Origin of the sequence: Methylocella sp., from assembly GCA_037200525.1 — a bacterium.
Lineage (GTDB): Bacteria > Pseudomonadota > Alphaproteobacteria > Rhizobiales > Beijerinckiaceae > Methylocapsa.
Genome location: JBBCGG010000001.1, coordinates 4,057,244 through 4,080,160 on the forward strand (window position 1 = coordinate 4,057,244; position 22,917 = coordinate 4,080,160).

Annotated in this window: 19 protein-coding genes; 11 read left to right on the forward strand and 8 right to left on the reverse strand. The window is 59.8% G+C overall.

The genetic code is table 11. The annotated features are described in order from the left end of the window. Positions 1-5 precede the first annotated feature (5 nt). The 8 genes from WDN46_19905 (at position 6) to WDN46_19940 (ending at position 9,176) form a co-directional block, all read left to right on the forward strand. Positions 6-686, forward strand: coding sequence for a S24 family peptidase (locus WDN46_19905; GenBank protein MEJ0095581.1), 681 nt, complete (start codon positions 6-8; stop codon positions 684-686). 204 nt (positions 687-890) lie between these two features. Beyond that, positions 891-1,169 (forward strand): hypothetical protein, encoded by a 279-nt coding sequence (locus WDN46_19910; GenBank protein ID MEJ0095582.1) that lies wholly within the window; start codon positions 891-893, stop codon positions 1,167-1,169. Between the two features lie 271 nt (positions 1,170-1,440). Continuing rightward, positions 1,441-2,046, forward strand: coding sequence for a 3-isopropylmalate dehydratase small subunit (gene leuD / locus WDN46_19915; GenBank protein ID MEJ0095583.1), 606 nt, complete (start codon positions 1,441-1,443; stop codon positions 2,044-2,046). Between the two features lie 343 nt (positions 2,047-2,389). Beyond that, complete coding sequence (gene pqqB, locus WDN46_19920) at positions 2,390-3,289, forward strand: pyrroloquinoline quinone biosynthesis protein PqqB (protein MEJ0095584.1); 900 nt, start codon at positions 2,390-2,392, stop codon at positions 3,287-3,289. Next, on the forward strand, positions 3,286-4,053 hold the full coding sequence (gene pqqC, locus WDN46_19925; GenBank protein ID MEJ0095585.1) for a pyrroloquinoline-quinone synthase PqqC: 768 nt from the start codon (positions 3,286-3,288) through the stop codon (positions 4,051-4,053). Before pqqB ends, pqqC begins: the two co-directional genes overlap by 4 nt. Beyond that, on the forward strand, positions 4,050-4,334 hold the full coding sequence (gene pqqD, locus WDN46_19930) for a pyrroloquinoline quinone biosynthesis peptide chaperone PqqD (protein ID MEJ0095586.1): 285 nt from the start codon (positions 4,050-4,052) through the stop codon (positions 4,332-4,334). Before pqqC ends, pqqD begins: the two co-directional genes overlap by 4 nt. Next, a complete protein-coding gene (gene pqqE, locus WDN46_19935; protein MEJ0095587.1) occupies positions 4,331-5,461 on the forward strand; it encodes a pyrroloquinoline quinone biosynthesis protein PqqE in 1,131 nt (376 codons plus the stop codon). Before pqqD ends, pqqE begins: the two co-directional genes overlap by 4 nt. A 211-nt stretch (positions 5,462-5,672) precedes the next feature. Continuing rightward, entirely contained in the window at positions 5,673-9,176 is a 3,504-nt protein-coding gene (locus WDN46_19940) for an indolepyruvate ferredoxin oxidoreductase family protein (GenBank protein ID MEJ0095588.1), read from the forward strand. Between the two features lie 83 nt (positions 9,177-9,259). On the opposite strand, the gene WDN46_19945 is transcribed toward WDN46_19940, so the two are convergent. From WDN46_19945 to WDN46_19955, 3 genes are all read right to left on the reverse strand, one after another. After that, complete coding sequence (locus WDN46_19945) at positions 9,260-10,693, reverse strand: saccharopine dehydrogenase C-terminal domain-containing protein (GenBank protein MEJ0095589.1); 1,434 nt, start codon at positions 10,691-10,693, stop codon at positions 9,260-9,262. 183 nt (positions 10,694-10,876) lie between these two features. Next, on the reverse strand, positions 10,877-11,476 hold the full coding sequence (locus WDN46_19950; protein MEJ0095590.1) for an N-acetyltransferase: 600 nt from the start codon (positions 11,474-11,476) through the stop codon (positions 10,877-10,879). Between the two features lie 155 nt (positions 11,477-11,631). Further along, the gene (locus WDN46_19955; GenBank protein ID MEJ0095591.1) at positions 11,632-12,762 is read right to left on the reverse strand and encodes a type III PLP-dependent enzyme; all 1,131 of its coding nucleotides are present in this window, start codon (positions 12,760-12,762) and stop codon (positions 11,632-11,634) included. A 737-nt stretch (positions 12,763-13,499) separates the two neighbouring features. Here WDN46_19955 and WDN46_19960 point away from each other — a divergent pair. Then, complete coding sequence (locus WDN46_19960) at positions 13,500-15,056, forward strand: glucan biosynthesis protein G (protein ID MEJ0095592.1); 1,557 nt, start codon at positions 13,500-13,502, stop codon at positions 15,054-15,056. Continuing rightward, positions 15,041-15,568: a GNAT family N-acetyltransferase gene (locus WDN46_19965; protein ID MEJ0095593.1), complete on the forward strand. Its 528-nt coding sequence runs from the start codon at positions 15,041-15,043 to the stop codon at positions 15,566-15,568. Before WDN46_19960 ends, WDN46_19965 begins: the two co-directional genes overlap by 16 nt. Here WDN46_19965 and WDN46_19970 read toward each other — a convergent pair. Beyond that, positions 15,546-16,352, reverse strand: a complete 807-nt coding sequence (locus WDN46_19970; protein MEJ0095594.1) for a creatininase family protein — start codon at positions 16,350-16,352, stop codon at positions 15,546-15,548. The genes WDN46_19965 and WDN46_19970 overlap by 23 nt on opposite strands. Positions 16,353-16,644: 292 nt before the next feature. Here WDN46_19970 and WDN46_19975 point away from each other — a divergent pair, with 292 nt between their 5' ends. After that, positions 16,645-17,646 (forward strand): adenosine kinase, encoded by a 1,002-nt coding sequence (locus WDN46_19975; protein ID MEJ0095595.1) that lies wholly within the window; start codon positions 16,645-16,647, stop codon positions 17,644-17,646. An 88-nt stretch (positions 17,647-17,734) separates the two neighbouring features. Here the strand turns inward: WDN46_19975 and hemA are convergent, their stop codons facing one another. From hemA to lepA, 4 genes are all read right to left on the reverse strand, one after another. Further along, entirely contained in the window at positions 17,735-19,045 is a 1,311-nt protein-coding gene (gene hemA, locus WDN46_19980; protein ID MEJ0095596.1) for a 5-aminolevulinate synthase, read from the reverse strand. A gap of 484 nt (positions 19,046-19,529) precedes the next feature. Further along, positions 19,530-20,060: a hypothetical protein gene (locus WDN46_19985; GenBank protein ID MEJ0095597.1), complete on the reverse strand. Its 531-nt coding sequence runs from the start codon at positions 20,058-20,060 to the stop codon at positions 19,530-19,532. Between the two features lie 203 nt (positions 20,061-20,263). Beyond that, entirely contained in the window at positions 20,264-20,875 is a 612-nt protein-coding gene (locus WDN46_19990) for a hypothetical protein (protein ID MEJ0095598.1), read from the reverse strand. A 194-nt stretch (positions 20,876-21,069) separates the two neighbouring features. Next, positions 21,070-22,875 carry a translation elongation factor 4 gene (lepA, locus tag WDN46_19995; protein ID MEJ0095599.1) on the reverse strand — a complete coding sequence of 602 codons (1,806 nt, stop codon included), beginning with the start codon at positions 22,873-22,875 and terminating at the stop codon, positions 21,070-21,072. Positions 22,876-22,917: the final 42 nt, after the last annotated feature.

A 22,917-nucleotide genomic window follows, 5' to 3' on the forward strand; every position in this document is an offset into this window, starting at 1 on the left:
GCCTGATGGAACAGCCCCACGAACGATTGCAGACCGCCCGGCAGAAGGCTGGTTTTGAAAATGCGACCGACGCGGCGCGCGCTTTCGCATGGAATGAGAATACCTATCGCAGCCATGAGAATGGCGAGCGCGGCTTGCGGCTTGCAATCGCCGAGCGCTACGCCGCCGCGTTCGAAACGAGCGCCGCGTGGCTTCTCACTGGCGAGGGCGAGGCCGAAGCGCGGCCAGTACCCAAAAATATCGTTCGCCTTGTCGGCCGCATCGGCGCCGGCGCAGTGATCGACGCGGATTTTGAGCAGGAGCCCCCGGAAGGGTTCGCGGAAATTGAAATCCCCTACGCCGTCCCCGATGGGGCCGTGGCGTTCGAAATTGTCGGCGATAGCATGTGGCCGCGCTATGATCCGGGCGATATCGTCATCTGCTGGAAGGTCGCGCAAACGCGAAGCGAAGCGGACGGATGGGAAGCCGCAGTGCGGCTGACCGATGGACGGCGCTATCTAAAGACGATCCGCCGGGTCGCCAAGGATCGTTTCGACCTCGTGAGCCATAACGCCAGCCCAATCTTGAACATTCAGATCGAGTGGGCATGCAAAGTGTTCGGCAATATACGCGCGGGCGAATGGAATTTGCTGGAGCGGGCGCCTCGGAAAAAGCCGCTGGGAACGACGAGTGATCGCTTCCGTTAAGGCCCGCGGCGGACATCAGAATCCGCTCGGGCGCCGCCAAATTGCACCCAACGTAATTTTTTATGATTCTGTACATTTCGTGTTGCAACATTCTGTGCATTATGTACAGTACGTCATCGGCAGCGTGCGTTCGCAACCGCAAGACCCAGCGCGAACGCCCGCAGTGTTCGATGACCGTTACTTTGTGGAAACAGGATGAGCGCGATGGCTAAAGAGCGTACAAACCGAAAAGCAGCCAGCTTTGCGAAAAGCGTTGCGGATGATTTCAATGCCAAAAATAACAGCATTGGAGCGAGCGCATCCGAGACTGCTGAATATGTGGCGGAAATGTCCGCAGAACTTGCCGCGCTCGCTAAGTCGTCCGCTGACTATATCGCGACAATGACATGCGAGCTTTCTACCCTGGCGGAATCTGCGCAGCTTTCACGCCTGACGGAACTCCTGGAATTGGTTCGCCGGGAAGCTGCATCCGTCTATGCTTGATTGCGCCTGCGCCTCTGGCAACTGGAGCAAGCCGCACAACGCAATCGCTTGGCTCCAGCAGCAACGGATTTGCTTCCAGATCGGCGCGTTGCTAGTAACCTTCCCAACAACCGACGGCGGCTCCCTTCACCGGTCCATAAGGCCCGTCTCCAAGGAGAAGGGCCGCCACGCAGAACGCCTCAAAGCCCGAACTCGCCGCTATGCTGGTTCAATCCCATATGAGGATGAGTTTGAGACGAAGGCGTCCATTTTTACGCAATTGGGATCGATCATGGAAAAATTCTCTTCGCTGACCGGCGTCGCCGCACCATTGAAAATCACCAATGTCGACACCGACATGATCATCCCGAAGCAATATCTGAAGACAATCAAGCGCACGGGCCTCGGCAGCGGGCTGTTCGCGGAAATGCGTTATCTTGAGGACGGTTCGGAGAATCCCGATTTCGTGTTGAACAAACACGCCTACCGCAAAGCTCAGATTCTCGTCGCAGAAGATAATTTCGGCTGCGGCTCGTCGCGTGAGCATGCGCCGTGGGCATTGCTCGATTTCGGGATCCGTTGCGTCATTTCGACGAGCTTTGCTGATATTTTCTACAATAACTGCTTCAAGAACGGAATTCTGCCAATCGTCGTGTCTCCCGAAGATCTCGCCAAACTCATGGACGACGCTGATCGCGGCGCGAACGCCACTCTGTCTATTAATCTGGAGCAGCAGGAAATTCGCGGACCTGACGGCGGGCTCATCAAATTCGAGATCGATGCGTTTCGCAAACACTGCCTTATGAACGGACTCGACGACATCGGCTTGACCATTGAAAAAGATGGACAGATCGCAACCTACGAAGAACGCGCAGCCGCTCAACGTCCCTGGCTGTAACGTTCAATCGGGAACGACTATGGTTTCCATCGAATCTAACATTATGCATTCGCAGCCCTCCTTTACTCGTTGCAAATCAATTGCTTACTCACATTTCTCGCAGAGATGCCGCAAAAAAATTGATGGCGAAACGATATGCGCGATGTTATATGAGATACCGGACGGGCTACGACCTGTTCTAAGGTAGGAAACATCAGCCCGGCTCATCGCCGCTTTAAGGAGATTAATATGGCTTGGACAACCCCCGTCATCACCGAAGTTTGCGTCGGCATGGAAGTCACCAGCTACGCTTCCGCTGAGATCTGAAGCTAAGGCTTCTCTAAACCGTTGATTGGCTCGCGCCTTGCGCATACTCGTTCTTGGCTCGGCGGCGGGCGGTGGGTTCCCGCAATGGAACTGTAACTGTCCCGTTTGCCAGCTAGCTTGGAGTGGGGATAAGCGCGTCAGGCAGCGTAGCCAATCAAGTTTAGCAGTGAGCGCCGATGGCGAGCGCTGGCTGCTTTTGAATGCATCGCCCGATCTTCGGCAACAAATTATCTCTTCTCCTGCGCTCCATCCCCGCGGAGCGAGCCGACAGTCTCCGATCTCCGCTGTATTTGTGACCAACGGCGACATAGATCATCTGGCTGGCCTTCTAATTTTGCGCGAGCAGCAGGGATTTACGCTTTTCGGCAGCCATACGACTTTGGCCGAAGTTAACGGATCGAGCGTATTTGGCGTCCTGAATAAAACGCTCGTGCGCACAGCGCCGGTTGAGCTTGAATCTACTATCGATGTCGGCATCGGGTTGAAAGTCACCGCATTCGCCGTTCCCGGCAAAATCCCGCTTTATCTCGAGGGCGACAAGGTCGATGTCGGCGCCGAAAGCGAGACTACGGTCGGTCTTGAAATCAGCGACGGGGCCAAGGCCTTCTTCTATATTCCCGGCTGCGCCGAAATAAATGAGCGCGTTTTAAAACGTTTGCGCGACGCGAATCTCTTATTCTTCGATGGCACGACCTTCACGGATGATGAGATGGTCGCGCTCGGTCTGTCGTCGAAAACGGCATTCCGCATGGGTCATGTCGCGATGAGCGGTGAAAACGGGTCTCTGGCGCGTTTCGCCTCTAGCGGAATCGCCAAAAAAATCTATGTCCATATCAACAATACAAATCCGGTTTTGATTGAGGATTCCAAAGAACGCGCAAGCGTCGAAAAGGCCGGGTGGGACGTCGCTTATGATGGCATGGAGGTAGTGTTATGAGCGGGCTTTCAGCGCAAAAACTCACCAGCGATGAACTCGAGGCGAAGTTGCGCCAAGTCGGAGCCGAGCGCTACCATAATTTGCATCGCTTTCATCACCGTCTGCATAGCGGAGCCTGCACCTACGAAGAAGTGCAGGCCTGGGCGCTCAATCGCTATTATTATCAGGCGATGATTCCGATCAAAGATGCGACGGTGTTGACCCGCATCGCCAACGCCGAAGATCGTCGGCAATGGCGTAAGCGCATTGAGGATCATGATGGCCTGCGCGAAGGCGACGGCGGCATCGAGCGCTGGCTCAAGCTGACCGATAGCCTCGGATTCTCACGCGATTATGTGATTTCGACGGAGGGCATTCTTCCCGGCACGCGGTTCGCGGTCGAAGCCTACATCGAATTCTGCCGGACCCGCACACTTACCGAGGCGATCGCGTCTTCGCTGACCGAGTTGTTTTCCCCCGGCATCATCAGCGAGCGCGTGTCAGGCATGCTGGCGCATTATGATTTCGTCAGCAAAGACACGCTTGCTTATTTTTCCGCGCGGCCGCCACAGGCCAAGCGCGACGCCGATTTCGCCCTCGACTATGTGAAAAATCATGCGGAGACCCGCGCCGAGCAGGATCTCGTCATCAAGGCCCTCGAATTCAAATGCTCCGTGCTTTGGGCGCAGCTCGATGCGCTGTGGAGCGCCTATGTCGACAAAGCCCTCCCGCCCGGCGCCTGGGCTCCGGGGACCGTGGCGAAGGCTCATGGAGTTGCAGCATGAGCCAGTCCGGGCAGCTGGTTGGCGCCGCGCCGCGCTTGCCCCGCGGCGTCCGACTGAAACATGACGATACGCGCGGCGAATGGTTGTTGCTCGCGCCCGAACGGGTGGTGAAGGTCGATCCCATAGCTGTCGCCATCCTGCAACGCTGCGACGGAGTCGCGACGATCGAGGCCATCGTTGATGATCTGGCGGCGACTTACTCGGCTGACCGCGCCAGGATCGATACGGATGTGCGCGCGCTGCTCGCGGATCTTGCCGCCAAACGCATGGTGGATCTATGAACGCACCGGTCAAGACTCCCACCCCCGTCGGCCTACTCGCCGAGTTGACGCACCGCTGTCCGCTGGGCTGCCCCTATTGCTCAAATCCGCTGGAGCTCGAGGCGCGCTCGGACGAGCTCGACACCGCGACGTGGAAAAAGGTTTTTTCGGAGGCTGCGGCGCTCGGCGTTCTGCACGCGCATTTGTCCGGCGGCGAACCGGCGGCGCGGCGCGATCTCGTCGAAATCGTCGCCCATTGCGCGGCGATCGGCCTTTACACCAATCTGATTACCTCGGGCATCGGCCTGAACGAGGATCGCGTCAAGGCCTTGGCCGCCGCCGGGCTCGACCATGCCCAGCTGTCGATCCAAGATTCCGAGGCGATATCCGCAGATCGCATCGCCGGCTATCAAGGGGCTTTTGCGCGCAAGCAATCGGTCGCGGCATGGATCACGGCGGCCGGCCTGCCGCTCACCGTCAACGCCGTCATTCACCGCGCCAATGTCGCGCGCGCCGGCAAAATGGTCGAACTTGCCGTCATGCTCGGCGCTCGGCGCGTCGAAATCGCGCACACGCAATATTATGGCTGGGGCCTCGTCAATCGCGCCGCCCTGATGCCCACGGAGGCGCAAGCCGCGGCTGCGATCGCTGAGGTCGAGGCGCTGCGCAACACCTATGCCGGCGTCATCGTGATCGACCATGTGATCCCCGATTATCATGCCCGTTACCCCAAAGCCTGCATGGGCGGCTGGGCCAAACGCACTTTGAATATCACGCCCTCGGGCAAGGCCCTCCCCTGCCATGCGGCGGAAACCATTCCGGAACTGGAATTCTGGAATGTGCGCGATCATTCAATCGAGGATATCTGGTTCCGCTCGCCGGCGTTTAACGCCTTCCGCGGTACGGACTGGATGCAGGAGCCCTGCCGTTCCTGCCCGCGCAAAGAAATCGACTTCGGCGGCTGCCGTTGCCAGGCCTTGGCCCTTACCGGCGACGCCCGGGCGACCGACCCGGTTTGCCATTTGTCGCCTAATCATCACCTTGTGTCTGAAATCGCGGCGGGTGGGCGCCACGCCAAGGAAGAAGAAGCGAACGTTGAATCGGCCTATGTGTACCGGGCTGTCAAAACGCCGGAGCCGGCGCAATAGATTTGCCGCGGCGCAAAGGTCCGGCGGCGGGGAAGTTGCATCCGCGGGGGAAAACCCGCTAGAGCGTAATGTTTGAACACATGATTTGATCTGAAAACGCTCCGCCTTTTCGGAATCATGCTCTAGAATCGATGCAACAGCGCCTTCCAGGCTTACGCTGGCCAATCCAGGTTTTTACGGCTGGGTTCGCGTCCGGCAGGAGACACAAGCGATGGCGAACGCGGTGAAAAGCCCGCTCGACCTCGTCGAGGACCTTAAATCCACGTCCCTCGCCGACAAATATGACCTGACCAAACAGCGGATCTTCGTCTCGGGGCCGCAGGCTGTTGTTCGTCTTTTGCTCATGCAAAAGGAGCTCGACCGGCGCGCCGGGCTTAAAACTGCTGGATTTATCTCAGGCTACCCAGGTTCGCCGCTCGGCGGCCTCGATCATAATTTCATTCGCGCCGAGACTGTTTTTCAGCAGAATGACATTCTGTTCCAGCCTGGCCTCAATGAGGATCTGGCCGCCACCGCGGTGTGGGGGGCGCAACAGGCCGAAATGCGCGGCGAGGGCCAATTCGACGGCGTTTTCGCGCTTTGGTACGGCAAGGGTCCGGGCGTTGACCGCAGCGGCGATGTTTTCCGCCACGTGAATCTGGCGGGCTCGTCGCAATATGGCGGCGTGTTGGCGTTGATGGGCGATGACCACACCGCCGAATCGTCGACCACCGCGCATCAATCCGAATTTACATTCGTCGACGTAATGATGCCGATTCTCTCGCCGGCGGGCGTGCAGGAAATCATCGATTACGGACTTTACGGCTATGCGATGAGCCGCTTTACCGGCGCATGGGTCGGCCTCAAATGCCTCAAGGATACGGTCGAATCGACCGGCTCGATCGACGGTTCGCTGGATCGCGTGCGTCCTGTGACGCCGACGGATTTCGCGATGCCGCCAGGCGGCCTCAACATTCGCCGAAGCGACAAAATCCTCGAGCAGGAAAAGCGCCTGCATAATTTCAAGCGCGACGCCATGCTCGCCTGGTTGCGCGCCAATCGCCTGAATAGGGTCATCACCTCCGGCGGCCCAAACGCCAAAATCGGCGTGATCGCGGCGGGAAAATCCTATCTCGACGTGCGGCAGGCGATGGAGGACCTTGAACTCGACGAGGTGGAGGCCAATGCGCTGGGTCTGCGGCTGCTCAAGATCGGTTGCGTCTGGCCGATCGAGCCGGTCGGCTTGCGGGACTTCGCGCAAGGGCTCGATCTCATCATCGTCGTCGAGGAAAAGCGATCGCTCATCGAAACGCAGGTGCGGGAAGAGCTGTATGGTTCGCCGAATCAGCCGGTCTGCATCGGAAAAAAGGATGAATCCGGCCGCTGGCTGTTCCCCGTCACCGGCGCTCTCGACGCCAATGACATCGCGATAGCGATCGGGCGGCGCCTGCTGCGCTTTAATCACAGCGACAGGCTCGAGCGCCGCGTGCAAAGGCTGGAACGGGCTCAAGCCATGCTCAGCGGCGGCGAGACGCTTGCCGTCCGTTCTCCTTATTTCTGCTCCGGCTGTCCGCACAATTCCTCGACAAAAGTGCCGGACGGCATGCGCGCCAATGCGGGCATCGGCTGCCACTACATGGCGCAGTCGATGGATCGCGCCACCGAGGGCTTCACCCAGATGGGCGGCGAGGGCGCCAATTGGGTCGGCGAGGCGCCTTTCTCGAAGCGCCCGCATATTTTCCAGAATCTAGGCGATGGCACTTACAATCATTCCGGCGTCCTGGCCTTGCGGTTCGCCGTCACGGCGGGCGTCGATATCACCTACAAGATCTTGTTCAACGACGCGATCGCCATGACCGGCGGCCAACGGCTCGAAGGCGGCCTGTCCGTCGATCGGATCGCGCGTCAGGTCGCCGCCGAGAATGTCAGCCGCGTCGTAGTCGTGACCGACGAGCCGAACAAATATTCGCCCGAGCTGCAATGGCCTGCGGGCATAGCCATTCATGACCGTCATGAACTCGAGGAAGTTCAGCGCGAGCTCGCCGCCGTGCCTGGGGTCACTGCGCTGATCTATGATCAGACCTGCGCCGCCGAAAAGCGCCGCCGGCGCAAGCGCGGCGATTTCCCTGATCCGGACAAGCGCGTCATCATCAATGAATTGATTTGCGAAGGCTGCGGCGATTGCGGCGTCGCGTCCAATTGCGTTTCAATCCAGCCGCTCGACACGGAATTCGGCCGCAAGCGGGTGATCGACCAATCGAGCTGCAACAAGGATTTTTCCTGCGTCGACGGATTTTGTCCCTCCTTCGTGACCGTGCACGGAGCCAAGCCGAAAAAAGCCGCGGCGCAGATTGCGTTTGATTTCCCGGCTCCTCCGCAGCCGCAGATCGCCAAGCTCGGCGCGCGGCCATATGGCGTTCTGATCACTGGCGTCGGCGGCACAGGAGTCGTGACCATCGGCGCCATTCTCGGCATGGCGGCGCATATCGAAGGCAAGGGCTGCGGATCGATCGATATGGCGGGCCTTGCGCAAAAAGGCGGCGCGGTCTTCAGCCACGTCAAGCTCGCGGCAAAGCCCGAAGACATTCATGCGATTCGCGTCGCCGCCGGCGAGGCCGATCTGGTTCTTGGTTGCGATCTCGTCGTCTCAGGCTCGCAGCAAGTTCTTGCGGCGATCCGCAAAGGCGAGACCGGCGTCCTCGTGAACATTGCTGAAATCTATCCCGGCGAGTTCACCCGCGACGCTGATTTCACATTGCCCGATGAGCGGATCAAACGCGCGATATCGCGCGCGGCTGGCGATGGTCTTCGCTTCGTCGACGCGACGGCTACGGCGACAGCCCTGCTCGGCAACTCGATTGCGGCCAATATGTTTATGCTCGGCCATGCCTGGCAGCAAGGCTTCGTGCCCCTTGGGGAGGCGTCGCTCTTGCGGGCGATAGAACTCAACGGCGAAGCGGTCGCGATGAATAAGCTGGCGTTTTTATGGGGCCGCCGCGCCGCCGCCAACCCCGCCGCCGTTTCTGCCGTTATCCAGTCGTTGCGCCCCGACGCCATAGCGCCAAAGCAAGCGCGGACGCTCGACGAGGCGATTGCAAGGCGCACCGCCTTTTTGACCGATTACCAGAACGCCGCCTATGCGCGCCGCTATCTCAGCCTCATCCGGCGCACCGGCGAGATCGAGAAGGCGAGGACGCCTGGAGCCGATGAGCTCATTCACGCGGTTGCGCGGGCTCTATTCAAGCTGATGGCGATCAAGGATGAGTATGAGGTCGCTCGGCTCTATACGGATGGATCCTTCGCGAAACAGATCGCGGCCGCGTTCGAAGGCGATCTCAAATTCGAGTTTCATCTCGCCCCGCCCCTTCTTGGCCGCAAGAACGCCAAAGGCGAAGCGATCAAGACGAGCTTTGGCCCATGGGTGATGCCGGTCTTCAAGGCGCTCGCGCGGCTGAGGTTTTTACGCGGCACTCCGCTTGATGTTTTTGGCTATGCGAAGGAGCGGCGTCTCGAGCGCAAACTCATCACGGATTATGAGGCTTTGCTGGGCGAGATTCTGGACAATTTGTCGCCCGGCAATCATGCGCTGGCTGTAGCGCTTGCGGCGATCCCGGAGAAAATCCGCGGCTTTGGCCATGTAAAGCTGCGGAGCCTTGAGGCGGCGAAGGCGGAAGAACAAGCGTTGCTTGAGCAGTTCCGGCACGATGGGCGGCCGATAAAGCTCGCAGCGGAATAGGCGGACGAAGCAGAATTCCTCAGAGGGCGTCTCCGCCTGTCAATGGAATCAGTCCATTGACAGGCAAGATCGCTCGCCGCCGCCTAGGACCTTACGATCACATTCTTGAACTGCCACGGGCTTTCCACATCGATATCCTCAGGGAACAGAATGCCGCGGCCTTTTAGCGGCGTCCAACCCGTATATTGTCCAATGAGCGGCCCAAGATAGGGACGCTGCAGCTCGAGGCATCGGCGGAAATCGATTTCGTCGGCGTCGACGATGCCGGCTGTCGGATTTTCCAGCGCCCAGACCATGGCGGCGACGACGGCGGACGTCACCTGCATCCCCGTCGCGTTCTGGTAAGGCGCGAGCCGCCGCGTCTCTTCGATGGAGAGTTGCGAGCCGTACCAATAGGCGTTCTTGGCGTGGCCATAGAGCAGCACGCCGAGCTCATCCATGCCGTCGAGAATGTCCTCCTCGCCAAGGATGTGCCAAGCCTTCTGCTCTTGCCATTGCGCGCCCGCCATTTCGTCGAGCGAGAGGATTGCGTCATCGGCTGGGCGGTAGGCGTAATGGCAGGTCGGCCGATAGACGACCTCCCCGGACTCGCGCACGGTGAAATAATCGGCGATCGAGATCGCTTCATTATGGGTGACCAGCCAGGCGTGCTGCGCCCGCCCCGACGGAGTCCACGTGCGCACGCGCGTGCCGGCGCCAGCCCGCATCAGATAGATCGCGCAATCGGGTCCGAACGGATGCCGTTTGCCTTCTGGCGGCAATTGCTTTTCATGCGTTCCCCAACCGAGTTCGGCGGGCTGCAAGCCTTCTGAAATGAACCCCTCGACAGACCATGTATTGACGAAAACGCCTGCCGGCTTCGGCGAGCGAGCGCGCTGACTATCGCGTTCCGCGATATGGATGCCTTTGACTCCGACCTTTTGCGCGAGTCGTCCCCAATCGGCCCGCGACGACGGCGCGCCCGGATCTATGCCGCAATCGGTGGCGACGTTCAGCAGCGCCTGTTTGACGAACCAGGACACCATGCCTGGGTTAGCCCCGCAGCATGAAATTGCCGTCGGCCCGGGCCCAACGGCGCGGCGGAGGTCGAGCACGGCCTCGCGCAGCGCATAGTTTGAGCGTTGGGATATGCTCAGCCGAGCGTCGGTGTAAAACCCCAGCCAAGGTTCAGCGACAGTGTCGATGTAAAGCGCGCCGAGTTCATGGCAGAGGCCCATGATTGCGACGGACGACACGTCGACAGACAAATTGACGACAAACGCCTGGCCTTCGCCTTCCGTGAGTAAAGGCGTCAGAAAGTCGACAAAATTCTCCCGCGTGACGGGTTTTTGGATGAAGGTGATGCCGCGCTCGTCGAGAAGGCGGCGATTTTTGTCGTCAGGATCGATGACGGTGACGCGTGATTTATCGAACGTGAAGTGGCGCTCGATGAGCGGCAATATCCCGCGCCCGATCGAACCGAAACCGATCATCACGATCGGGCCAGTAATCGAGCCATGCACGGGCCAATTCGCCATTCTTGTATCTCCCAAAAGTCGAATCGAGGAATGGTCCCGCAGTCCACGGGAAAAAGCCTGCCTTGAGTTTGCAAGGCAGCAACATCAGCTCAAGGACGCCGAGTCCGGGACGTCAATTTCATTGCGTGCGCGGAACCAAGCCCGGCGCCTGGTCCGCATCGTCATCGCCACCGAAAAAACCGATCAGGCGGCTTGGCGGAATTGCGCCAAATCCCGAGAAAAATCGCGGAGCCCGGTCGCCTTGACGAGACCCTTGGCCCCTTTTAACGCACCCGCCTTGAGCTCAAGCGCGAGAAAACGGGCATCATCGACCGGGCCGGGCAAAACCAGATCAAGCGTGTGGCGCCGGGAAAAACCGAATGGTTCATAATAAGGCGCATCTCCAACCAGCAATAACGCTTCATAACCTGCGACGAAAGCCCGGAACAAAGCCTCAGCCATGAGCCTGCGGCCAAAACCTCGCGAGCGATAGGCTGTCGCGACCGCAAGCGGGCCGAGCAGCAAACCGTCGACGCCGCCCGCCTCGACATGCCACATGCGTAGAGTGCCGATCAACGCATCCGCAGTCTTCATCGCCAGCGAAAGCCCAGCCGCCGGCAATCTGCCTTCGCGCAAGCGTTCGGCGGTTTTCTCGCAACGCGCCACGCCGAAAGCCTCGTCAAGCAAGGCTTCGCGGGCAAAAAAATCGGGCGGCTCTTCGTCGCCGATATAGATATCAGGTTCGCTGACATCTCCGATGAAAAAGGGAGCCTGCCGATCGATTTGGGTCGAGATCGAGGTCATCAGAGCCTCCGCCGGCGCAAAACCGGGATTGCGTGACGACCCTCGCACCGTACAAAGGCTCAAAACTGAGCCTTTGCCGGCCGTACGGGACAAGGAAAGCGGCATGTGCGGGAAGAAAACGCGTCCGCCGCCAGGCGTTTCAAGCAGCGCGCTGCTCAGATCACATAGGACTTCAGCGGCGGGAAGCCGTTAAAGCCAACCGTGGAATAGGTCGTCGTATAGGCGCCTGTTCCCTCGATGAGCACCTTCGAGCCGATCTCGAGACTGATGGGAAGGAAATAGGGCTCCTTCTCATAGAGAACATCGACAGAATCGCAGCTCGGCCCGGCGAGAACGCAAGGCTCGGTCTCATCGCCGTCAAACGCCGTTCTGATCGGATAGCGGATCATCTCGTCCATCGTCTCTGCGAGACCGTTAAACTTTCCTATGTCGAGATAGACCCATCTCACAGCGTCGTCCGAAGACTTCTTCGAGATCAGCACCACTTCCGCCTCGATGATCCCGGCGTTGCCGACCATGCCGCGACCCGGCTCGATTATCGTCTCGGGAATATGATTGCCGAAATGCCTATGCAGCGAGCGCATGATCGACTGCGCGTAGGCCTTTACCGCCGGAACGTTCTTCAGATATTTGGTCGGAAACCCGCCGCCGAGATTGACCATTTGAAGCGCAATGCCGCGCTCCGCGAGATCGCGGAAAATGGTCGAGGCGGCCTTCAACGCGCCATCCCACATGCCGGGATTGCGCTGTTGCGATCCGACGTGAAACGACAAGCCGAAAGCAACGAGGCCAAGCCGATGCGCGCGCTCGAGCACCCGTGGGGCCAGCTCCGCGTCGCAGCCGAATTTGCGCGACAGCGGCCATTCCGCGCCAGCGCCGTCGCAGAGCAAGCGGCAGAATACCTTGGCCCCCGGAGCAACGCGCGCGATCTTCTCGACTTCCGCCTCGCAATCCACCGCAAACAGGCGCACGCCAAGCTGATAGGCGCGCAGAATATCGCGCTCCTTCTTGATCGTGTTGCCATAGCTGATGCGATCGGGGCTCGCGCCGCTCGCCAGGACCTGCTCGATCTCGCCGACCGAAGCCGTGTCGAAGCAGGAGCCAAGACGGGCCAGCAGCTCGAGAACGCGCGGGTCGGGATTGGCCTTCACCGCGTAGAACACGCGGGTATCAGGCATGGCGTCAATGAATGAATTATAATTGTCGCGCACGACATCGAGGTCGAGCACGAGGCACGGCCCGTCTTCGCGGCGGTTGCGGAGAAACTCCAAAATGCGATCGGTCATCGCGGCATCCCTTCGAAGGGCGCGGGTCTCCCGCACCGGAACGAATAAGCTTCGGGGTGAAAGGCGATGCTGAAAAACCGTCCGCGCTATGGAGACGCGACCGTTTCAGTTGACCCGCCAGTCGCGACCGATTGCGCTTCCGCGAAGGAAACCTCGCAGAACACAAGCGGTCTGATGCTGCGCCGTGGACACTTTCACCGCAGACGAACGCGAATGCGCCGCCTGAAGCGATCATGGCCTTCGCTTGGAGTGGAAATACCTCTCCGCACGCCCGGCAAGATAGACAAGCCTCTTCGGTACGTCAGCTTTGGAGGCTGACAGAGACGAAAAAGCCCGGTCCGTCGTTGCTTTAAGTCGCGTCCCCCGTTTGGCGGGGTTCGCCGGTTCGCCTCCGGCTGTCGGTCCTTAATAGGCGGCTAACCGGCCTCTTGTCCGGATCCCCGCCAACCGACACACGACCACAGGCACGTGCGAAATAGGGCGATGTCACAAATAAGGGGATTCGCGCCGAATACAAGCTTTTTTTGGAAAAATATGCGGCTCTTGACGCAAATGGGCGGCGCAAAACCGATTCCTGCGTCAATCCATCGCCCTTTGATGGTCCACGGAGCTTTCTGGGTTGCAAAATTCTAGCGGGATTTGCGCTATAACCCTTGCCGCCATCCCAAAAGGTCACTACCCCGTAAGCTCAAGCTTACCCCTTCGGGGGGCGGCGCCACACTCAATTCAGCATGCTCATGATCGATCTGAATCGCCGCACGCTCGTTAAGGGTCTTCTCGCCTCCAGCGCTTTGACCTCAAATATGAGATCTGTAGCTGCGCAGACGGCGTCAGCGCCGCCGAGATTCGACTTTGACGACGTCGTGCGCAGAGCGCGCGACCTCGCGACCGCCCATTTCGAGGCCGGAAATCCGGCTCTGCCCGAAGCTGTGAGCAAGCTTGACTTCGACGCCTGGCGCGACATCCGGTTTCGTCCAGAGAAGGCTTTCCTCGCCGGCAACGGAAGCCTGTTTAGACTTCAGCTTTTCCATCTCGGCCATCTCTATAACCGGCCGGTGACAATCAATACGATCCGCGACGACATTCCAACTCCGATCCCCTATACCGCTAGTCTTTTCGACTATGGCCGCACCAAGCTCGACAAGCCTTTGCCGGTCAATCTCGGGTTCGCCGGGTTTCGGCTGCATTATCCGTTGAACTCGCCGAAAATTTTTGACGAGACGATCGCATTTCTTGGCGCCAGCTATTTCCGCGTGCTTGGCCGCGATCAACGCTACGGCATGTCGGCGCGCGCGCTCGCCATTCAGCCTGGAAGCGACTCGGAAGAATTTCCGTTCTTTCGCGAGTTCTGGATCGATATGCCGGAAGACGCCGACCGGGCGACGATTTATGGGCTGCTCGACAGCCAATTGACGACGGGCGCCTTCCGCTTCGATCTCTATCCGGGCGCTGAGACGACGATCGAAGTCTCCGCAACGCTGTTCCCGCGCAAGGCCGACGTCAAATTCGGCTTGGCCCCTCTCACCTCGATGTTTTTTCTTGGCGAAAATGAACGCCGCTCCAATGAAGACTTCCGTCCGGAACTGCATGATTCGGACGGGTTGCTGATCCATTCCGCCACCGGCGAGTGGATCTGGCGCCCTTTGCGCAATCCGCCAAAGCCCGAGATATCTTCGTTCTTGGACCGCGACATTCGCGGCTTTGGATTGCTCCAGCGCGACCGCGACTTCGGCCATTATCAGGATCTCGACCTCGCTTACGAAATGCGGCCGGGTTATTTCGTTGAACCGAGGGACAGCTGGGGCGAAGGCCACATCGATCTCGTCGAATTGCCGACCGAACACGAGACCAATGATAATATCGTCGCTTCTTTCGCGCCCAAGGACGCGCCGGAGCCGAACAAACCTTTCAGCTACGGCTATCGTCTCTCCGCCAGCCTCGATCTGACCCGGCTCTCCCCCAATGGGCGCGCGCTCAATACCTATCAAACGACGGCGGCGGCGCTCGGCTCCGCCGATCCGACGCCGTCCGGATCGCGGCGCTTCATCATCGATTTCAACGGCGGCGACCTCGCCCATTACGCCTCGGATCCGCAACTGGTCGAGGTCGTCCCCTCGACCAGCCAGGGCAAGATCCTGAGGTCTTTCATTGTTCCAAACAGCCACATTAAAGGCTTTCGCGCGGTGATCGACGTTCAGCTCGACCCTGGCCAGTCCACTGACCTGCGCGCTTTTCTCCGCACGGGATCGAAGGCGCTGACCGAGACCTGGACGTTCCCATGGCGAGCGGAATAGGCGTGCGCGGGCAGGAACCCCTCGTCCGAGCGGCGAAGCCCGCAGATCTCGACGCCATCGAAAACATTGAGAATACTGTATTTGAAGGAGACCGGCTGTCGCGCCGCAGTCTGCGCTACTTCCTGACCGCGAAGACTTGTCTCCTGCTCGTTCTCATCGCCGACAAGAGCGTCGCTGGCTACAGCCTTGTCGCCTTCCGCAAGGGATCCCTCCTCGCGCGGCTCTATTCGGTTGCGCTGGATCCCGCAAAACAGGGGCGCGGTCTCGGCCGATTTCTGCTCAATGCAAGCGAGCAGGCGGCCAGCGCCCGCGGCGCCTTGGTCATGCGTCTTGAGGTTCGCACCGACAATGCCGTCGCAATCGCGCTCTATGAGAAAAGCGGCTACCGGAATTTTGCGGCCATCGACGACTATTACGAAGACGGCGGCAGCGCCTTGCGCTTCGAAAAGGAGCTGAATCTCAAGCGCGGAGCGTCGAGGGGGCGCAGGCTCATTCGCCCGGCCTCTGCTTGAGCCGCGCGAGATCAAACCCCTCAATGTCCTGCAGCAATTCGATAAAAGCCGTCGCGCCATAATCGGCGTAGGCCTCGCCCTTGCGCGCAGTCGCGGCGCTGGCGTCGCCCATCGCGCCTGATTCAGAAAGATCCTGGCTCATCCAACCAAAGCCGGTCGGACGACCGACGCGAAGCCAATTGAAATCGCTTTCGATCGCGATGCTCTCCGGCGCAAAATCGGCCGCTTCCTCAGGACGCACGAGGTCGGGACGAAAACTCAGCATGAGCGATGTCTCCATGTCGCCGGCGTGAACGCCATGCGTCTTTTCCTCGTCGGAAAAAAGGCCGTCCGGCGCACCGAAACGATGCCAGGAAGCCATCACCACAAACATGCCTAGCCTCGCGCGAAGATCATGCGCGATAATGTCGAGAATGCCGACATTGCCGCCGTGCGAATTGAGCAGAACCAGCTTGCGGCAGCCAGCGCGAAAGACGCATTCGGCGAGCTCCGTCCAAGCGCGGATCGCAGTCGTCGCCGAGAGGCTCAAAGCGCCGGGAAAATCGGTATGCTCGATTGAACAGCCGCAGCTCTGCACCGGCAGGAACAAGACCGGCAACTCACGCGGCAAGCGCGCCGCGACGCGCGCAATGTAACCATCCATGATGAAGGCGTCGACGCCAAGCGGCAGGTGCGGACCATGCTGCTCGATGGCGGCGACCGGCAAAACGGCGATGACATCGCCCATCTCGGCGTTCTGGAAGTCGGTCCATGTCATCTCGGCCCAGAAGCGCGTTTGCAGCATGCGATGTGTCCTTGCGGCGGATCGCGACCGGAGCAATCGCCGGGTGCGGAGCCTGCATATTTTCTACCCACAAGCAAAAAGCAAGTCGGTCTGCAAGCAGCGATCCAGCTTAATCCGATCCTCTCAGAGAGCCCCATGAAGCAGGCCCGCGTTCTGCTCGCATGAAAAGCGCGCTTGGCTCCAAGTGGCAGAGGCTTGTTTGCCAATAGCGCGAGGCTGCAGTAACTAAGCCGGAGCGCTGCGGGGAGCCGCCGGCTTGATGCTCGGGCGCTGATGGGCGGAGAAAACGAGAATGTCGTCTTGCCGGTATGATGTGCTTGGTTTCGGAAACGCCATCGTCGATGTCATCGGCCAAACCGATGACGCTTTCCTGATCGCTCATGGCCTGCACAAAGGCGGGATGACGCTGATTGACGAGGCTCGCGCTAAAAGCCTTTACGAAGCCATGGGGCCGGCGACGGTTGTTTCCGGAGGCTCGGCGGCCAATACGATCATCGGACTGGCTGGCCTTGGCTGCAAAGCCGCCTTTATCGGCAAAGTCAAAGCGGACGAACTTGGCGCGATTTTCGCCCATGATATCCGCGCCGCCAAGGTTGGATTTTCGACCGCGCCCGCCGATGTTGGATCGGCTAGCGCAAGATGCCTCATCTTCGTCACGCCGGACGGCCAGCGCACGATGAACACGTTTCTGGGGGCTTGCCAGGATCTCAGCGAGGCGGATGTCGACGAAGATCTCGTCAAGCAATCCGCCATTATCTATCTTGAAGGCTATCTCTGGGATCCGCCCGCCGCCAAAGCCGCCTTCCTCAAGGCGTCGAAGATCGCCCGCGCCGCCGGGCGGAAAGTCGCATTGTCGCTGTCCGACTCGTTTTGCGTCGATCGATATCGCGACGAATTCCTTGAGTTGATTCGCTCGCAGGCAGTGCAAATCGTCTTCGCCAACGAGAGCGAATTGCATTCGCTCTACCAAACTTCGGATTTCGACACCGCTCTCGCGCAGCTGCGGAGCGAGAATATCCTTGGCGTCATTACCCGTTCAGAACAGGGCTCGGTCGTCGCGACGCGCAATGAGGTTCTGACGGCGCCGGCGTTCCCGGTTGATCGCGTCGTCGACACCACCGGCGCCGGCGATCTCTTCGCGGCCGGTTTTCTCGCCGGCCTCACCAGGGACAAGGATCTTTTGAGTTGCGCGCGACTGGGCGCGCTGGCTGCAGCGGAGATTATCCAGCACATTGGCGCGCGGCCGCAGACGGATCTGGCGCAGCTCGCCGAGCAGCATGGGCTCGGGGCTTAGCTTCGCGCCCGGCCCCATCCTTGGGATAAGGCCAAGCGTCTGCGGGGACGACATCGTCCCAGGTCTATCGCGCCGGCGTCGCGAAAAACTATTCCGCCGCGCGCTTGAATTCAGGATAGGTGCAATGCGGGTCGGCAACCGGCTCGCGCTTGAATTCGAGGACTTTTGGCTGTTCGACGAAGGGAAGTTTCAGGCTCTCCCAGACGTCGACCAGGGCCTCGACGAGATCCGCGATATGCGCATCGGTGTGCAGCGGGCTTGGCGTGATGCGCAGTCTCTCCGTCCCCTTGGCGACGGTCGGATAGTTGATCGGCTGAATATAGATCGAGTGGCGCTCAAGCAGCATGTCCGTCGCGGCCTTGCAGAGCTCGGCGTCGCCGACGAGAACCGGCACGATGTGGGAACGGTTCGCCATAACCGGGAGGCCGGCGGCGCTTAAGGCATGTTTGGTCAGCATCGACTGCCGCTGATGCATAACCCGAAGCTCGACGCCCTCGCCCTGCTTCAAGAGATGCACGGCGGTCTTGGCCGCGGCGGCGACCGAGGGAGGCAACGAGGTGGTGAAGATGAAAGACGGGGCATAGGAGCGCACCGCATCGACGATCGACCTATCGGCGGCGATATAGCCGCCCAAGGCGCCAAATCCCTTGGCGAGCGTGCCCTCGATCACGTCGATTCTGTCCATGACGCCGTCGCGCTCGCCAATGCCGCCGCCATGGGCGCCATAGAGGCCAACCGCATGGACTTCGTCCATATAAGTCATCGCGTTGTAGCGCTTGGCGAGATCGGCGATTTGGCTGATCGGAGCGATGTCTCCGCTCATTGAATAAAGGCTCTCGAAAACAATCAGCTTGGCGCGCTGATCACCGGCTTCGGCCAAAAGCTGTTCGAGATGAGCAAGATCATTGTGCCGGAAAATCTTGCGCTCCGCCTTCGACCGGCGGACGCCCTCGATCATCGAATTGTGGTTCAGCTGATCGGAGAGGATGAGGCAATCGGGCAGAACATCGCCGATCGTCGAGATGGTCGCGAGATTGGAGATCCAGCCCGAAGTGAAGACGAGGCCCGCTTCCTTGCCATGCAGATCGGCCAGTTCAGCTTCCAGCTCCACCAAGGGATGATTATTGCCGGAAATATTGCGGGTTCCGCCGGAGCCGACCCCATGCGCTGCTGCGGCGCAGGTCATCGCCTCGATCACCTGGGGATGACGGCCCATGCAAAGATAATCGTTGGAGCACCAGACGACGACATCGACGGCGCTATGCTGCGCTTCCTCGCCCCGGCGCCATACTGCGCGAGGGTAAGCTGCGGCGTCTCGCGCGAGATCGGCGAAGACGCGATAGCGCCTCTCGCCCTTCAACTTCGTGATCGCATCATCGAAGAAGCGCCGATAATCCATATAAATATTCCCCAATGATCCAAACCAAAACGTCTGGATGGGCGGAAAACCCCCGCTCGAGGCTCGATTATGAGAAGGAAATTCGCCTGGACGCTTTCATGCGTTTCAATGAGCTTCCTTCAAGCGACTGACGATCCCGGCGGGATAACGCGGATTCAATGCGGCGCCACCCCTAATTTTGGGGCGTAGCGATTACCCCAAGAACACAGGAGGAAATTTCGATCTTCGGTTGATTTGATTTAGTGAGGTTCTAGCGGAGCGTCAAATCGTTTCAGTGTCGCACGCTTGAGCGATGCGCGCGCTGCTCATATGCGGCGCCGGATTCTTCAGCTTTTCGCGTGGCGAGCCGTCTTGGATCAGGATCATCACTTCCTCGGGATCTTGCGCTTGGCGCCGGCATTGCTCCTATTCGGCCTCCGAGGCGAACGAAAAACGGCCGGGAGAATCCCGGCCGCCGCATCGAAGAGCTCAAAACCCGATTGAATCAGGGAACGACCGTACCGTAGGCTTGACCGCTGCCGACTTTGCAGGAACAACCGCCGCCGACGTAATACGGGTGGCGAATCTGGCAAGTCTTAACCTGCGTCGAGCAGTAATTGCCAAGTCTTGCGCTGGGCGCGCTGACCCCCGCGGCGGGGGCTGGGGCATAGGCCGGGGGATAGGCCGCATAACCGCCCTGGGGAGCCTGGGGACCCTGGGGATAGTCATACCCAGAATAAGGCTGATAGCCATAGTAATCAGAGGGATAAGGATAGCCGTAATCATATCCCCAATCGCCGGCTAGCCCGTAACCAAACAGGCCGGCTCCGGCAAAACAGCCAAAACAACCCCCGCCAAAGAAGCGGCGGCCGTGAAAACCGCCAAAACCACCGTGGAAACCGCCACCGTGGAAGCCGCCGCCATGGAAACCGCCGCCCCCATGCCCGCCAAATCCGCCTCGCGCCGAAGCTGGACTGCTGCTGGCAAGCGCCACGCCCACAGCCGCAACGGCCGCCAATACACCAAAGCGTCTCATTACCTACTACTCCTTTTGCCCTTACTGCTAAACCGCAGGGCAATCGGAAAGGCAACGCTTCAGTTGCAGGGAGAGTTCCGGCGCTTGGAGATCAACCATTCGTGCTCAAGCGCCAGAAACCCATGAAGCGGTGGCTCCCGCTCCATGGATGTGCCCCTCAATCTCCAAGCCGTCGACGCAGCGAAGCTCAGAGACAGACTGAATTAGGGCGCAACCGTGCCGCGGGCGCGGCCGCCGCTGACTTTGCACGAGCACCCAACACCGACATATGACGCATGGTAGAGTTCGCACGTCTTGACGGGCGTCGCGCAATAATTGCCGATGCCTCCGGTCGCGACGCTGCGCCCTGTCGTCACAGGGGCCGCGACCGCGGCTGTTGAGTAAGCATATCCCGGATATCCGTAATTGTATCCGTATCCATATCCATAGGGATCGCCGTAGCCGAGGGCGTAATCGGGGTAGTCATAGCCCCAATCGCTGCCCAAGCCGTAGCCGAGGCCAAAGCCGAGCAGGCCCGCCCCCGCGACGCAGCCCCAGCAGCCACGGTTCCAGCCGCCCCGCCAGCCGCCGCCGTTCCAACCGGCCCCGCGCCAACCGCCGCCATGCCAGCCGCCTCCATGCCAGCCGCCGTTCCAGCCGCCGCCGTGGAAACCCGCCGAACGGAAGCCCCCGCCGTGGAAGCCGCCGCCATGGAAGCCGCCGCCGAATCCGCCTCCGTGGAAGCCGCCAAATCCCCCCCGCGCCGAAGCTGGACCGCTGGCAACAAGCGCGGCGCAGATCGCCGCAACACTCGCTATTGCACCAAAGCGTCTCATCGCAGACTCCTTTTAGCGCCTATAGCTCAACGCAAGGCGCCCACAAGCCGCAACGCTCGATTATGGTCGATAGTTCCGCTGTTAAGTAATCGCCAACCCGCCGACGCGAGTTCAGGCGCTGGTTGGTTGCAATGAATAGCTAGAAGTCAATCGGCCCGTGTATAGCGGGCTCCGATCAAGGCTAGGTCGCGCCCTCAACTATCCATCTTCAGCGCGGCGATGAAGGCCTCCTGCGGAATCTCGACCTTGCCGAACTGGCGCATTTTTTTCTTACCGGCCTTCTGCCTTTCCAGCAGCTTGCGTTTGCGCGTCGCGTCACCGCCATAGCACTTTGCGGTGACATCCTTGCGCATGGCTTTCACCGTTTCGCGGGCGATAATCTTGCCGCCGATAGCCGCCTGAATCGGGATCTGGAACATATGCTGCGGGATCAGCTCTTTCAGCTTCTCCACCATGAGGCGGCCACGCATATCGGCGCGATCGCGGTGCACCAGCATCGACAGCGCGTCGACCGGCTCGGCGTTGACGAGAATCGACATTTTTACGAGATCGCCGGGACGATAATCCGTGACCGCATAGTCAAAGCTCGCATAGCCTTTGGAGATCGACTTCAGACGATCGTAGAAATCGAACACAACTTCGTTCAGCGGCAAATCGTAGACCGCCATCGCGCGTTTGCCGACGTAGTTGAGATCGACTTGCGTCCCGCGCCGCTCCTGACAAAGCTTCAGCACCGCGCCGAGATAATCGTCGGGGGTTAGAATCGTCGCCCTGATCCAGGGCTCCTCAATGGTCTCGATCCTGGTCGGATCAGGCATATCCGCCGGATTGTGCAGTTCGAGGATTTCGCCGTCGCGCTGCACGATTCTATAGACGACGGAAGGAGCGGTCGCGATGAGATCGAGATTGAACTCGCGCTCCAGCCGCTCCTGAATGATCTCGAGATGCAACAGCCCAAGAAAGCCGCAGCGAAAGCCAAAGCCGAGCGCGGCCGAACTCTCCATTTCAAAAGAGAAGCTGGCGTCATTTAGCCGCAAGCGGCCCATGGCGGCGCGCAAATCCTCGAAGTCCGCGGCGTCGACCGGGAACAATCCGCAGAAGACGACCGGCTGCGCCGGCTTGAACCCCGGCAACGCTTCGGCGCAGGGTTTGCGCTCATCGGTAATGGTGTCGCCGACGCGGGTATCGGCGACTTGCTTGATCTGGGCGGTGATAAAGCCGATTTCGCCGGGCCCAAGCTGCGCGACATCCTGCAACTTCGGCCGAAACACGCCGACATTGTCGATCTCGTAATGGGCGTCAGTGCCCATCATCTTGATTCTCTGGTGTTTTTTTATCGTGCCATCGATGATCCGCACCAGCACGACGACGCCAAGATAGGTGTCGTACCAAGAATCGACGAGAAGGGCTTTCAACGGCGCGCTCTCGTCGCCTTTGGGGGGCGGCAGACGGTTGACGATCGCCTCCAGCACGAGATCGATGCCGATTCCGGTTTTCGCCGAAATCAGCACGGCCTCGGAGGCGTCGAGCCCGATCACGTCTTCGATCTGCTGCTTGATCCGATCCGGCTCGGCGGCGGGCAGATCGATCTTGTTCAATACCGGCACGATCTCATGGCCGGCGTCGAGAGCGTGGTAGACATTGGCGAGGGTCTGCGCCTCGACTCCCTGACTGGCGTCGACGACGAGCAAAGAACCCTCGCAGGCGGCGAGCGAACGCGACACCTCATAAGCAAAGTCAACGTGTCCAGGCGTATCCATCAGGTTCAGAATGTAGGTCTTGCCGTCCAGCGCCTTATATTCGAGACGGACGGTTTGCGCCTTGATGGTGATGCCGCGCTCGCGTTCGATGTCCATCGAATCGAGCACCTGTTCGACCATGTCGCGCGCCGCTACTGCCCCTGTTGTCTGGATCAGCCTGTCGGCCAGAGTCGATTTGCCATGGTCAATATGAGCGACAATCGAGAAATTGCGGATGTTGTCGAGAGAATGGGTTGCCATGCCAGCGAGATAGCAGGCGCGGAGCATGAAGGAAAGGTGAAC